The 13,931-nt window shown below is 50.7% G+C and carries 12 protein-coding genes; 7 read left to right on the plus strand and 5 right to left on the minus strand.

Annotated features, from left to right (window positions below; translation table 11 throughout):
* Positions 1-77 precede the first annotated feature (77 nt).
* The gene (locus VE954_RS04290) at positions 78-1,496 is read left to right on the plus strand and encodes an IS4 family transposase (RefSeq protein ID WP_324950016.1); all 1,419 of its coding nucleotides are present in this window, start codon (positions 78-80) and stop codon (positions 1,494-1,496) included.
* A gap of 277 nt (positions 1,497-1,773) precedes the next feature.
* On the plus strand, positions 1,774-2,868 hold the full coding sequence (gene dinB / locus VE954_RS04295; protein ID WP_324950018.1) for a DNA polymerase IV: 1,095 nt from the start codon (positions 1,774-1,776) through the stop codon (positions 2,866-2,868).
* Here dinB and VE954_RS04300 read toward each other — a convergent pair.
* Positions 2,865-3,659, minus strand: coding sequence for a TonB-dependent receptor domain-containing protein (locus tag VE954_RS04300; RefSeq protein ID WP_324950041.1), 795 nt, complete (start codon positions 3,657-3,659; stop codon positions 2,865-2,867). The genes dinB and VE954_RS04300 overlap by 4 nt on opposite strands.
* 367 nt (positions 3,660-4,026) lie before the next feature.
* A complete protein-coding gene (locus VE954_RS04305) occupies positions 4,027-4,887 on the minus strand; it encodes a class I SAM-dependent methyltransferase (protein WP_324950021.1) in 861 nt (286 codons plus the stop codon).
* An 899-nt stretch (positions 4,888-5,786) separates the two neighbouring features.
* On the opposite strand from VE954_RS04305, the gene VE954_RS04310 reads away from it, so the two are divergent.
* Entirely contained in the window at positions 5,787-6,551 is a 765-nt protein-coding gene (locus VE954_RS04310; RefSeq protein WP_324950023.1) for a sporulation protein, read from the plus strand.
* Positions 6,552-6,596: 45 nt separating this feature from the next.
* Here the strand turns inward: VE954_RS04310 and VE954_RS04315 are convergent, their stop codons facing one another.
* The 3 genes from VE954_RS04315 to VE954_RS04325 form a co-directional block, all read right to left on the minus strand.
* Positions 6,597-8,321 carry an alkaline phosphatase D family protein gene (locus VE954_RS04315; protein WP_324950025.1) on the minus strand — a complete coding sequence of 575 codons (1,725 nt, stop codon included), beginning with the start codon at positions 8,319-8,321 and terminating at the stop codon, positions 6,597-6,599.
* A gap of 170 nt (positions 8,322-8,491) precedes the next feature.
* Positions 8,492-9,190 (minus strand): START domain-containing protein, encoded by a 699-nt coding sequence (locus VE954_RS04320; RefSeq protein ID WP_324950027.1) that lies wholly within the window; start codon positions 9,188-9,190, stop codon positions 8,492-8,494.
* Between the two features lie 74 nt (positions 9,191-9,264).
* Positions 9,265-10,263 (minus strand): class I SAM-dependent DNA methyltransferase, encoded by a 999-nt coding sequence (locus tag VE954_RS04325; protein ID WP_324950029.1) that lies wholly within the window; start codon positions 10,261-10,263, stop codon positions 9,265-9,267.
* 184 nt (positions 10,264-10,447) lie between these two features.
* On the opposite strand from VE954_RS04325, the gene VE954_RS04330 reads away from it, so the two are divergent.
* The 4 genes from VE954_RS04330 to VE954_RS04345 form a co-directional block, all read left to right on the plus strand.
* Positions 10,448-10,960: a hypothetical protein gene (locus VE954_RS04330; protein ID WP_324950032.1), complete on the plus strand. Its 513-nt coding sequence runs from the start codon at positions 10,448-10,450 to the stop codon at positions 10,958-10,960.
* Positions 10,961-10,986: 26 nt separating this feature from the next.
* A complete protein-coding gene (locus tag VE954_RS04335) occupies positions 10,987-12,066 on the plus strand; it encodes a hypothetical protein (protein ID WP_324950035.1) in 1,080 nt (359 codons plus the stop codon).
* A gap of 105 nt (positions 12,067-12,171) precedes the next feature.
* The gene (locus VE954_RS04340; RefSeq protein WP_324950037.1) at positions 12,172-12,852 is read left to right on the plus strand and encodes an ABC transporter ATP-binding protein; all 681 of its coding nucleotides are present in this window, start codon (positions 12,172-12,174) and stop codon (positions 12,850-12,852) included.
* 24 nt (positions 12,853-12,876) lie between these two features.
* On the plus strand, positions 12,877-13,931 hold a 1,055-nt coding region (locus VE954_RS04345; protein WP_324950039.1), incomplete at its 3' end, for a hypothetical protein.

Genomic DNA, 13,931 nt, shown 5'->3' on the forward strand with positions numbered 1-13,931 from the left:
TTCCCAGCTTCCCATTTCCATTTGAGTTCTTAAAGTCTTACCTCACATCGACGATTTTAAGTTGATAGGTAAGAACCATGAGTAATGAGCATGATTATGTCAGCTGGATTGACTCAGATTTTTCCACTCTGGACTTTGGCGATCATCGGCTTACCAAGCGCTTCTTTCTGACAGCAAAAAGGCTCATGGCCAGCCCTGATTCAAGCCTGAATCAAGCTATGAACTCCAAAGCAGAACTGAAAGCAGCATATCGTTTTTTTAGGAACGAGAAGGTCGATGCTGATGAAGTGCTTTCAAGTCATCAAGTGGGATTGATGGGAAGAATTCAGAATGAAAAAGTAATTCTTGCGATTCAGGACAGCTCACTGTTGGTTTACAGTGGCCATAAGAAAACTCAAGGGCTAGGCGAAATGGGCAGGGTATATACCTCAGGCGATCGCGGGATATGGCTTCACTCGTGCCTCGCAGTTAGTTCTGCGGGACTTCCTCTCGGCATTTTCAGTCATCATTGTTGGGCACGGGATCGACCTTTTGAAAAATCAGACTGCCGAGTGACTCGGCGCAACAAGCGGCAATTGTTGACAGCGGATGAGAAGGAGTCTATCAAATGGGTGGACAGCCTTGAACAAACCATGGCGATTGCAAATGGAAGCGGGGCAAAAATCATAACAATTGCAGACCGCGAAGCGGACTACAATGTATTGATGGGCAGAGCGATCGAATTGGGGGATGGCTTCATAATCAGGTCGCGAACGGATCGACTGATCCATGACTACTTCAAACGCTCGACTACTCTCTATTCCAAATTGGATTCTTCGGCAGCAAAGGGAACAATCAAGGCTGTAATCTCTAAGCATGACGACAAAAGCAACGTTCCAGTCACTCTGAAGATAAAATTCTTCCCATTTAGTTGTCGCATATCGCCCAATTTAAAAAAATATGCGAGGGTCTCGCAGATTTCCAGCATGCGGCTTTGGGCTGTCGAAGCAGAAGAAGTCAAGTCAGTCAGCGGTGATCGACTTCACTGGATACTTCTAACAACGGAACCAGTCCACACCGTGGAAGACGCCAAGAAAATTATCGATTGGTATAGAGCACATTGGATGATTGAAACCTATTTCAAGGTTTTAAAATCAGGACTGCGAATAGAAGAGTGCCGACTTGGATCAGCCGACCGATTGTTTCGCTACGTGGCCTTGATGGCAATTATAGGCTATCGAATACTGTATCTTTCGAGAATTTCGCGAGCTTCTCCTGCAATGTCATGCACTGCTGCATTCACAGAAAGTGAATGGAAGGTTTTGGCAATAAGCACCAAACGAATGGAGAAGATTCCGACTGATCCGCCTTCAATTTACGAGGCTGTGATTATGCTAGCGAGGTTGGGCGGATATCAGTCCAGAAAAACAGACCCTCCTCCTGGTCCAATAGTTATTTGGAGAGGTCTGAAAGCTCTGAAGGAAAGAGTGCAAGTTTACGAGATTCTTTCCCACTGATCTCAATCTGACGTATCGAGCATGCTAAAGATTCGCGGGACGGCGAAACAAGATACACAACATTTTGGTGCGTATGCTTTTGGGCGCCATTGGACTTCATTAGCAAGACCTTTCAATATTCACTCGAAATATCGTCTGGGAACGAAGAATACTTGCCAATTTTTCTGTGGTCCAGCAGGCAATCGCGAACTTTATGCATAAGTACGGCGTGCGATGACGTGAAAGTTGTGGGTACTAGCAAGACATTTTTATGGAAATGAATCCGGGGACTCATGTCATGGCAAACGTGCACCCATCCTTGCTGGAACGCAAGATTATCCACTTTGATATGGACGCGTTTTACGCGTCGATTGAAGTCCGTGATGACCCAAGTTTAAAGGATAAACCTTTGGTTATCGGCGGCTCCCCTCAATCGCGAGCTGTGGTTTGCACCGCCAGCTATGCCGCGCGAAAATTCGGCGTAAAGTCGGCCATGCCTTGTTCCCAGGCGGCGCGGCTGTGCCCCGATGCGATCTTCATGTCCCCGAATTTTCATAAATATCACGCCGTCTCCCAGCAAATCCGGGCCATCTTTGGGCAATACACGTCCCTTATTGAACCTCTTTCCCTGGATGAAGCCTATCTGGATGTGACGCACAATGAACGCGGACTCTATGCCACCAAACTGGCGAAGCTGATTCAGGATCAAATTTATGATGAGCTGCAACTCACCGGATCGGCGGGTGTGGCACCGAATAAACTCCTGGCCAAGATTGCTTCGGATATCAATAAACCCCGTGGTTTGACGGTCATCCTTCCCGAACAGGCTCGACGATTCATGGAAAATCTTCCGCTGCGGCGTATTCACGGCATCGGCCCCGCCAGTGAAAAACGTTTGCAGCAGGCAGGCCTTGTGTATTGTCGTGATGTCTGGCGGCGTGATCCAGCCGAATTGGAAGAGGTCCTGGGTAGCATGGGACGCTGGATATGGGAGCGTTCCCAGGGTCTTGATGATCGTCCTGTGGAAGTCGAACGGGAACGAAAATCCCTGGGCAAGGAGGATACCTTTGCTACTGACGTCCTTGATCTTGATGTTCTGATCAAGGAATTACGGGCGCTGGCTGTGTCCGTGGCGGAAGCCTTGCAACGTCGCGGGCTGCGTGGCAAAACCATTACCGTCAAATGCAAATATGCCGACTTCAATCAGGTGACCCGCAGTCGCTCCGTGCCCTCTCCCACCGATGAATCGGCCGTGATTGAAGACATCGCCTGTGAGCTTTTGCAGCAAACGGAAGCTGGAAAAAGAAAAGTGCGGCTCCTCGGGGTCAGTGTCGCCAACTTCGAAACACCCGAGGCATTACCTTTGGCCTTGGACACGGCCAACCCGCATTAGAATCTGCGGCCCACGGTCACTCGAATGGACGTTGGTTCCACGGGATGATAATGCAGGTCGGCAACGGGATCGGTTTCAGTCGCCAGCTGCGATTCGTAATAATAGTCGATATCGTGATCATGGCTGTTTAGAGCATTTAGGGCATCGACGGCCCAATCCCAATGACCTGTTTCGTAGGCCAGATGCAGATTCAGAATGCTGGTGGGTTGTGACGTCCGACTGCCATCGGCCGTCAACGGACGTTCGCCAAAGTATCGGAATCGAGCCGCCGTGGACCAAGATGGATTGAACTGACTGCCCACACCAAACATCGCAACAAAAGGCAGATGACCTTCCACCTGATCGCCCTCCTGTTCCGGATCGGATGCGAAACGCGCTCGAGCCCACGATAGCTCCAGATCCGCATGGAAAATTGGTGCGGGTGAAATTTGCAGCATCCAGTCAATGCCTTCACGGCGACTCGCCCGCGAAGCTTCTGTTGTCCCCGCGTCACCGATGAAGACGAGTTCTGAATCCACATGCAAACGCCAGACTGCAAGCGACATACGGGCCCAATCCTCGGCTTCATAGCTGCTCCCGATTTCATAGCCACGTACGGGGACCACACCAGGGGCGGCTGATTCCTGCGAGGTCACGCCACGGGCATCGTTACTATGAAAACTCTGGCCGCCGCTGCCGAAAATTTGCCAGCCAGGTCTGACCGTGTAGCTCGTGGTCAGCTTCGGACTGGTAATCGAAGCGGATGCTTCACGATCAGTTGCCTGATTCCCTTTGTTGTTATTAGGTTCAATATTCTCGTGTCTTCAGGCTCCTCCCTAGGCAATGTTACTGCCAAGGGAGACCGTATCGAAGACACGAAGTCCCAGCCTGCCCGACTTGGTGAAACCTGTAGCTATAAGCAAAATTTGTAGCTTTTCATGCCCGCATTCACCAAACGCAACAGCTTTCACTGTTTGTTCAGATTCATTCAAAGAGGCCACGGCATAGCCATTGAGGCGATTGAGATATAAAACTGGCACTGGTGACGGTGACTCAAAAAAATTTTTATCGTGTTATAACAGCAAAGGTTGATCGTCAACCACCAGCAGGGGAAGCAGCGGAAGGACCCGCCACTTAGGAAAAATTCGATAAGTCTTTCAACCATTTAGTTGTTAGTCGTCATTCTTTGCTTGCTAGAACACAGATGTTGGGTCCTGCAGGTCCAACTGCTGCATCGAAGCCTATTTCAATCTTGGTGAAGCCAAAGAATTTTAAGGCACCGATGAGGTCGTCTCGGAGAATCCAATTGCTGTAATTGGCAGTTCCGCCACAGAATCGACTTTCAAAAATCGAGCTAAAATAGTCTTGCCGGCACAAGGTATGCTCGTAGCCCTTCCAGTTTGATTTTGTTAACGTACTGAAATGCCGGCGAAGCTTGGGATCGGACTCAATGGATTTCTTTTCATAGTAGTGAGTCCAAAGGACTATTTTATCGCTGACCCCAGACACCAATTCAATAAACTCAACGGGGTTGATCATGTGATAAAGAACGCCCAAAGCAAAAACAACATCATAATTACCGGGTTTTGAACGCAAATAGGGAAGGATATCACCGCATAAAAAATTGACTTTTTTGAGGCTTAAAATTTCTTTGGTAATGAGACATCTTAGATAACAAGCTCGATTCATTTCTATGGCTGTAATAGAAGAAGCACCGGCGGCCTCCATCATATAGGAATGCCCCCCTTCCAGAGGACCAACTTCAAGAATCTTTTTGCCGTCTAGACCTTGCATTGTTTTGATGGCCCACTGAATGCGACTATCTTCAAATAAAGGAACTTCCCCCGCTACTATATTCGGCAAAGGCAGCTTGGACCACCAATCCCCTTTAAACAAATCGACCGCATTCTGGACCGAAGGAAGGGATCTTACATAGTGATCGCTGGTAAGCCTTGCGTTAGAAGGAAATAAAGATAAGAGAAGAGATTTCATGTAGGCTTTTAACTGATCAAAAGAGGAAGGAATAAACATTTTCTTCATTGTAAATGCAGCCTTAAAGTGTGTGATTGCATCGCCTTAAAATATATCGACTCTAATTCTAGTGAACTATTTAAGGATTAAAAGGCCTGAAATCTCAACCACCAATTCCAGTATGGCAAGCTGTCCTGAACCAAGCGCAACAATGCAAGCGTTCGCTTACAAGGACTTTGATTGGAATTCTTCTTTTCAATCCAGTGCTGCCCTGCTGCGAAAAACAATCGAGGTGTGGAAGAGCCTGCGCTGGTACGACCTGCGAACCCAGTTTTGCGAGAAGGGACCCAAACGCAGACAGCGTACTACATTTTCATGATGTACAGAGATTGTTAAGTTAAGACCATTATTTCTAACACCGAAATAAGGCAAGGTTGATCGTCAAGCATGTTAGGCACGAACGCCAGAAGGACCCGCTGCATACTGAAACTCGACTATCGAGCTTTTTTGACCTTGATATAGGGTGTTTTAGCAAGGTGTTTTTCCTACATGGCTGCCCCATGCGAGCATGCCCTTGATTTTCTTCCAAAAAGAAATTGAATCAGCCTGCTAGTGAGGGGTTCCCCGCAACTCCTCCTCGGATTGTCCAGTTTGACTTTTGAAGCGATGTTTCAGCTCGTTATAATTGAACTTTGCTTTCAATCGACAAGATTCATCAAACAGACTCGGTGCACGGCGATTATCAAGTCCACCCTTAAGCGCACCCATGACATGAAGCCAAAGAGCCGTGATATTAACAAATTTCAAAAAGCACTGAATGTTCGCAGTAAAATGGACCAAGCGCGCCATAATCTAATATTGTAAAAAACGAAGTTTCACTTCAAATCAATCGCTTTGCTTTATGAATCGAAACATTGTTTATTGAGTGAGGTAACGGGACCTATCACACACATCTGGAGGAACTCATCATGGTCTTTGGCCGAATTCTGGCTTCTGTTGGTATCGGTGGTGCCAAGGTCGATACAAAAATTTCCAACCCCAACCTCTCGCCGGGTGGGATGCTCCGAGGCACGGTTAACCTGCTCGGTGGTGCGGTGGATCAGGCGATTGAGCGAATCGACATTGCCTTGGAGACCTATGCCAAGCGGGAAGTGAATGATGGAGAAACGCAGCTTAGTGTGGTGATCGGTGCTGAAACTGTGGCTTCGGCTTTTCAAATTCGAGCCGGCCAGACTTTGGAAATTCCGTTTGAGGTTCGTGTTCCCTGGGATATACCCTTGAATTATCTCTATCAGCAGGATATGCCGGTCTCGATCTTTTTAAGGACCCACGTTCATCTGGCCAATGCGGTGGATTCGGGTGATCGGGACCCCGTGCGAGTGAGTCCGCTTCCGGCCCAGCAGCTTGTGCTGGATGCCATGGCCCGTATGGGTTTTAGGCTGACCAAAGTCGATGTCGAATATGGTCAGATCACGGGCGCGCGTTTGCCCTTCTTTCAAGAGATTGAATTTCGGCCTGGCAGCAACTATGCCGGTCGCTTTAACGAAGTGGAGGTGACGTTTGTCAACCGTCCACAGGATATGGATGTGATTTTGGAAGTGGATCGCCGGGCCCGAGGTTTTCAAGCCTTCTTGGGTGGGCATGAGGATCAAATTCGGCGTTTCCGTGTAGCCTATGCCGATGCGGAGAGAACCAATTTTGAAACCATGATTGAGCGTACTTTGTTCATGTAAGTTCTTGGGCGGGACGCATACTTTGCGTCCCGCATTTTTTTTGGGTCAGACACCCTGATGGATGCGCCTCTCGCCGTGTTTGACGGTTAATTTTTTCGAGCGTTGGGGCAGCATGGTATACGTCTCATCAAGAATTCCGCTCACGAAGAAATACTCCGCGGTGGCTTCTGACTCTGTAAAACTGGTGATCATATAGCCACGATCATTGATGTTGGTGTAGCGCAGATTTTTGATAAGACTCAGCACCTGCTGCTCGGTAGCAACGACAGCTTCCTTGGGAATCCCCAAAATAACCTCGAGACCAGGTGAGGTCACCGACGGCGTCGCGAACTCAACGCCACACGGTTCCTGGCTCGCATCCACCAAATCATTAGCCCATGCATTATGCGAGTCACCGGCCAGCACAATCAGATTGCTTGCCGAGGCCTTGGCTGCTTGCAAAATGTTTTGGCGCTCGGCTTCAAAAGCATCCCAGGCATCCAGGTTATAAGGCAAAGCGGGAAAACTCAGCAGTTTCCTGTTGGCTGCAAGATATTCCGCATCCGCCACGGAAAGCTCGACGCCCTGCGCGGCCATCGTTGCCAATTTTACGAGGCGTGAAAATCCAGCCAGTGAAATCTGCTGCGTGGACAAGGCGCCTGGCAGATACATGCGGCCCATCAGGACCTGTTGCCCCAGCACCTGCCACTGCGTATCCGCCTGAGCGATCTGACCTTCGATCCATTCACGTTGCACGGGTCCGAGAAGGCTGCGGTCAGGATCGGTGATATCCGCTTGAAGCTGGATTCCATCAAACTCATCGGCTTGAAAGTAATCTGGATACAGAAGCGGCTGATCACGACCGGCAAGGCGCGTATCGAGCATGTGCAGAGCCACCAGTCGGCCAAACTTAAAGCTGCGGTAGATGATCGTATTATCATCGGGGGCTTGAGGACGAACGGGAATCCATTCGCTATAAGCCTGCAGCGCCTGGAGCTTTCTGAACTCAAAAACGCCTTCCTCAGCCTGGTGATTGATGGCGCCTTCACGCCAGGAATTGTTCGCCACTTCATGATCATCCCAGACGGCAATAAAAGGATGATTTTGATGCAGAGCTTGAAGGTCCGCGTCACTCCGATACTGCGCATAACGAGTCCGGTAATCCGCCAAAGTCAGAATTTCATGAGCCGGCAGAACCTCGCGACCTAGCGCGGCCGCCTGGGCGGATGCGTAGCCGCCTCTCTGGTATTCATAAAGATAATCACCGAGATGCACGACGGCATCGATATCCGTTAACTTGGAAATTTCCTTGTAAACGTGAAAACGGCCAGCTGGAAAATTGGAGCAGGAGACAACGGCGAGTCTGACCTGCTCGGCATCGTCACCGACCAGCGTGCGCGTTTTGCCAACAGGAGATGCAAGATCCTTGGAGCGGAATCGATAATAGTAGCGCGTCCCACTTTGCAGGCCTGCGGCATCGATCTTGACCGTGAAATCACGCTCGGCGGAGGTCTCGGCCGTGCCCGCATTCACCAAGGCGGCAAACCCAGGATCAAGGGCGACTTCCCAACTGATCCGTACCGTTGGGGTCTTGCTCACATCCTGGGGCAGCGCCCGGGTCCAGAGGATCACGCGATCCTGCAGGGGATCACCGCTGGCCACGCCATGACTGAAGAGAATCCCTTCACTCAGGTTATCGTCGCAACCTGATATACCAAAAGAGAGGATGGCTGTACCAAGGCCGTAGGCCGAAAGCTTAATAAAATCACGTCTTGATTTCGGATTGAACACGCCGAGTCTCCTGCCTGATGAATCTTTCAGCCAGCTCTAACCCCGTTGCGCGGAGGAATCAAGCGTCTTCATCATAAATTTAAGGAAACCGGCACGATTTGTAAAATTGTCGTGGATAATGTCTGGGGTGTTCTGGGGGAGGAGGGAAGGGAAGCTAAGCTTCCCTGACTTCAGTGGGCGACTTTCATCTTGGGCTTCATCACCTTGGTGTAAACGTCCCACTCTTTCACAAAGGATTTCTTCACTTGCTTGCGCAGGCCCATCAGCGTCTTGAAGGGCCAGTTTTTTTGCACGATGTTCACGACCCAGGTCGGCAGGATGCCCTTGGGATCGGCGAGATATTCGGCTTTCACAAAAGTTTGATTGGGGCCTTTGGGCAGCAGCACATAGCGTCCATGGATGACGGCACCGCGCACGCCAATGGTATCCGATGCAGGAGCCTTGGGATGCTCCACTGATTTCACATCCACGATCACCGCATTCATGGCTTGATCCACCGAGAAATCATAGCGGTAAACAAAGTCGCGATTGGTGACGGGGAAAGGCATCGAGAAAGCAGCATATTGAATATTGGAAAGATCATTCGGTGTTTCAATGGTGCGGGTGCTTTTGAATTTATCCACCCAATCACCCTTGTGTTCGTTATCCATAAGGACCCACAGGATCTTGCCGATGGACGCATCAATCATCGCTTCACCGCCCACGCCCTTGACGGCACTATCGGGAAACGACTTGCGGAAGACGGTAATGCCTTCCTCCTCATTAATCTTTTCCCAGCCCATATTTTGCCATTCACGTACGCCCGCTTGGGCCGGCGTTTGCCACAACAAAATACTGAAAAAGGCCAAAGCGATGGGCCGTGCAAACATAGTCTATCTCCCGTCCAAGCAAAGAATGAGTTTGCTTCCATTATATCGTCATAATGGCTGCGCTGTCCAGGTTCTCACAGCTCGATCAGGTAAAGCCCACCCCGAATCGGTTGGTCGGCTTGCATCCGCAAAGCCTCGACCTGAAAGGCACGCAGCTTCATGTTATGGACCTGAAGACGGGATTGTATGTAGGCAAGACTGTGCTGGTAACGCCCGGTGAGCAGGAGTCGCGGGGATTCGCCTCCATCCTGAAATTCGGTACTGAAGAGCAAAAAAGCCGAAGTTTTGGCTTTTTCCCGAATGGCAGCGAACAGGGGATCGAGGGCACCGATGTAAGGGACAAGGTCCGCGGCCACGAACAGGTCGTAAGAAGAGGCGCTGGCGGCCAATGTTTCGATGCAATCACCGGCAATGAGTTGACGGTAGATATTTTTTTCCGCCGCCCGCTGCAGCATCACAGGCGAAAGGTCATAACCATCCACTTCATTCACCAGATGGCCAAAGGCTTCCATGCTGCGCCCGGTTCCACAGCCTAGATCACAGGTTGTGAAACGGCGTTGCCGGGCTGGGCCGTAGTTCATCAGAAGATTGCGGAGACATTCCGGAGCCCGATATTTCAAAACCTGATTCATATGCTGATCATAGGTGGGCGCATACTGATCGAAAAGTTCCACGATATATTCTGAGGGTGCGCGGGTCGGTGTGTTGCCATCGAGTGCGGCCATGAAATAAAGAGCCGTGACGTTTTCAGGATCGATCTCCAGAATTTTCTCGTAGCACTGGCGGGCTTTATCCAGCTTTTGACTTGATCGATAGAGCGGCGCAAGGTTGATCAGGATATCGGGATCCTTGGGATTCAAACGGTGGGCATGCTCATAGACACCAACGGCTTTTTCATTCTGGCCGATGGTGCGAAGCAGGTTGCCCAGGTTAAAGCTGAGATCGGCATCGGTGGGATTGGTCAGGATCGCCTGGCGGTAAATTTTTAAAGCCTCGGCGTAACGACCTTGCTTATGCAGAGTCGTCGCTAACATCTTCCAATAGAGCCGGCTGGGCTGCGCGTCCTGCTGCATAGTGCCTCCTTGAAGAACCTCCTAATACGATAGCTTAGTGATCCAACGCTTGACAGATATGCCCAAAAAGTAAGCATATTTCCTTCATGCTTTTCAATCCTTTCAGCGACTTAAGATCGGCATTGGACTTGCTTCAGGAAAGGTACTCCTTGCTGTTTCGCTGGGTTATTTGCCGAGGTGGATTATGAACAGACTCTTCAAACTTTGGATCATCCTTGTCGTGAGCCTTCTTGCTTCCGAAAATGCGCTGGCTCAACGCATGACATCCCCATTTATGCAACGCGTGATCGAACTCAAACAGGGCCAGTTGCCGCCCCTGGGTTTTGTGAATTCCTTGGAAAGACATGATAACCCCAAGTTTGCACGAGCCGTCTGCATGCACGGGGGAACGTACAACAGCATCTGCCAGAAAAAGTTAAACCCCAGCGTAGGCTGGTCGCTTTGCATTCTGGGTGGTCGGATTCCTGCGGAATGCGATCTGCCAAAACAGGCTAGTGTGGGCTTTGGTCTTTGCATGGCCGCGGGCCGGGACGTGACAGACTGTAATTATGTACAGAATGCGACCGTAGGCTATGGGCTTTGCATGACAACCGGACGTAGTTTCCATGAATGTTCGGCCCCCAGCCAGCCATCCGTGACCTTTGCCTATTGCATGGCGCGCGGTGACGATGTAAGCACCTGCATGAGTGTTAATTAAAATCAACACAAAGCCCGGATGTCGACTTGGATATTTCATTCAATGACGATGTGCATCACTATCCTGATTCCACGCTTTGGCTGGTGACCCAGGAGCCAGTCCTGAATGAATTCGTCTGCTATCTGAAAGATAAAAAAGATCGTTTTCTGCGCGAAGGTCTGGGTGGCCAGGAGCTGATCGTGTCGCGCTCGCGGCTCGAGGACGTACGGCGGGCGTATACGCGCATGATCTGCAAGGGTGAAGAGAAGCTGCATCGGCTGTGCGGTCTGCTAGGCGATAACCTCCTGACCAGCGACATGCAGATGAAAAGCGTGGTGATCGCGCAAATGCCCGGCACCCAACAACGCTTGAAGCTCATCCAGGATATCCAAAAATCCGAAGTCTATGGCCGTACCGACCTTGACCTTGGCAACTGGCTACTGGAAAAACTCCGCTATGCCGGTCCCGAGGGTTGGGAACGTCCCCGGCTGATTGCCAACGTTGTGGAATACCAACCCCTCTGCCGCAACGCCTTTGGCATCAACAAAATGATCTCCCGCATCAAAGCCGAGGAGCAGATCTGGTCCAAGGTGGTCGATGAAATTTTCGAACTGGATAAGCTCGTCAATCAGGATAAGAAACTGCGCGAGCTGAGCTACTTCATCAAAGATATATTTGGTATTAAGATCGTGGTGGATGACGTCCACTGCATCCAGGATGTGCTCGATGGGCTGGAAGCAGCCAGTTGGAACAGCGAAACTCTGGCTTTGCATGGCGTCGCGCATGAACCATCGACGCAGCGGCTCAAGAGAATTGAGATCAAAAACCATGTCGGTGAATCCCAGCAGAAGCAAAGCGGATGGCAAGCCATCAAGGCTGTGTATTCCTGGTGGAACAAAACCTTTGAAATCCAGGTCCAAACCCTGGACGTGTATCTGCGTGAGCAGGAACTTCTGACCAGCGAGAGCCATGCCGCCTTTAAAGAGAAGCGGGAGCGCGTTCGGCAGGAAGTGGCCGATCGTTTGCCACTGTTCGGTTTCTATCTTCAACTGCTACGTTGGCTCTTTATCAGCCCTGGCGCCACCCCGCCTGAACTCGAAGGCATTCGCATTCTCATGAAGGACTGATAAGTCGTCCTCCAGCACCAAGATAATCCTTGCCAATTTCGCTGGCTTGCGCGACCATATCGCATGTTTATCCGACCGGAATTCTCTGGAGGAAATGGGACAACCATGACGCAAGCCATTCGTATCGAATCCGTTTCGAAAGTCTATCCGCTTGGCAAGACTGAAGTGAGAGCTCTCAAAAATATCAATTTGAATATTGAAGAGGGTGAATTCACGACCATTGCCGGGCCTTCGGGCTGTGGGAAGTCCACTTTGCTGAACCTCATCGGCTGTATGGACACACCGACCTCGGGCGAGGTCTATATCGAGAATCAGCCGATCTCCAAGCTGTCAGACAAGGATCTGACCCGGCTGCGTTTGGAGAAGCTGGGTTTTATCTTCCAGAGTTTCAACCTCATTCCGGTTCTCACGGTCTATCAGAATATTGAATTCCCCTTGCTGATTCATGGCGGCTTTACCCCGAAGGATCGCGCGCGCATCATCGATGAGCTGGTTGAGGAGGTCGGGCTCAAAGACCAGGCAAAACAAAAATCCAACGAGCTATCCGGCGGCCAAAGGCAAAGGGTTGCGATCGCCCGGGCTCTGGTGACGTCACCCCGCATTGTTCTGGCTGATGAACCCACCGCCAACCTCGATTCGGCAACTGGCGAAAAAATCATCAACCTGATGAAAGAAATCAACAGCACCCATAAGACCACTTTCATATTTTCAACCCACGATCCGCAGGTGATGCAGCACGCCAGCCGCGTCGTTCGGCTCAAGGACGGTGAAGTCGTCAAGTCCTGAAACCGAAGGAAGGAGGCTTTGGATATGAGACTCTTCGATATGATCAAGTTGATCATGAAATTGGCATTTCGCAATCTTTGGCTCTATCGAGTCAAAACCCTGGTGATCGGGATCCTGCTTTGTCTGGGCACCTTTCTCGGGGTCATCGGTTTTTCCCTGCTCCGCGATGTGGAAGGTTCGATGCGGGAAAGCATCATCGGCAGTATCGCCGGCCATCTGCAGATCTATTCGGACAAAGCCAAGGATGATCTGGCCTTGTTCGGTGGCGGTTTTATGGGGCGCGCGGATATCGGCGAGTTGCCGGATATCGTGACCTATCGTGATATCGCCATGCAGAATCCCAACGTTGAAGCCTTTGTCCCGATGGGACAGGATATGTCGATGCTGGGCCGTGGCAATGAAATGGATGCCAGCATTGATGATCTGCGGGCGGCTCTGAAAAGTCAGGACCCGGTCGTGATCAAAACCAGGCTCGATGCCGTGCGGTTTCAGCTGGAGCAGCTGAAGAAGGAAGCGGCCGAGCAGAAAAAGCTGGTGGCGGATATCAAGACCGTGGAAGAGCATGAAGCCGATATTGCCAAGGCTCAGGCTCCTGGTTTCCTCGATACGCTCACCACTATCGATGAGACCAAGCTGCAGTTTTTGGAAACCAAAATTGCACCGCTGTCCGGTGAAAAGACGCCCATCTACCTGGGGTACATCGGCACGGATATCAGCATTTATCAAAAGAACTTCCCCAAGTTTCGCATGGTGGAAGGCGAGAATCTTCCGCCGGGGCAGAGGGGTATTTTGCTGGCCCATCGCGCCCGGGAAAACTTTTTGAAGGTTATCGTGGCGCGAACCTTCGATCGTCTTCATAAACGTAAGATCGCCACTGGCATCAGCATCAAGGGTGATGCCGAGAATGAACGCAGCGCGGCGGATCTGACCCGACAGTACAGTGCGATTATCAGCTCCCTGGATCGCGAGCAGGCCACTGACCTTTCCAAAAAGCTGACTGAATTTGGCATCAATGGGGCCAAGGCCCAGGGCGACCTGATCGCTCACCTGACCAATCAGCTCAAGGAATTCCTGACGGT

Source organism: Oligoflexus sp., from assembly GCF_035638955.1.
Lineage (GTDB): Bacteria > Bdellovibrionota_B > Oligoflexia > Oligoflexales > Oligoflexaceae > Oligoflexus.

Excerpts from the sequence above, each read along its gene's own strand:
- VE954_RS04290 (WP_324950016.1), top strand. The coding sequence starts at position 78 with ATGAGTAATGAGCATGATTATGTCAGCTGGATTGACTCAGATTTTTCC.
- dinB (WP_324950018.1), top strand. The coding sequence starts at position 1,774 with ATGGCAAACGTGCACCCATCCTTGCTGGAACGCAAGATTATCCACTTT.
- VE954_RS04305 (WP_324950021.1), bottom strand. The coding sequence starts at position 4,887 with ATGAAGAAAATGTTTATTCCTTCCTCTTTTGATCAGTTAAAAGCCTAC.
- VE954_RS04310 (WP_324950023.1), top strand. The coding sequence starts at position 5,787 with ATGGTCTTTGGCCGAATTCTGGCTTCTGTTGGTATCGGTGGTGCCAAG.
- VE954_RS04320 (WP_324950027.1), bottom strand. The coding sequence starts at position 9,190 with ATGTTTGCACGGCCCATCGCTTTGGCCTTTTTCAGTATTTTGTTGTGG.
- VE954_RS04325 (WP_324950029.1), bottom strand. The coding sequence starts at position 10,263 with ATGCAGCAGGACGCGCAGCCCAGCCGGCTCTATTGGAAGATGTTAGCG.
- VE954_RS04330 (WP_324950032.1), top strand. The coding sequence starts at position 10,448 with ATGAACAGACTCTTCAAACTTTGGATCATCCTTGTCGTGAGCCTTCTT.
- VE954_RS04340 (WP_324950037.1), top strand. The coding sequence starts at position 12,172 with ATGACGCAAGCCATTCGTATCGAATCCGTTTCGAAAGTCTATCCGCTT.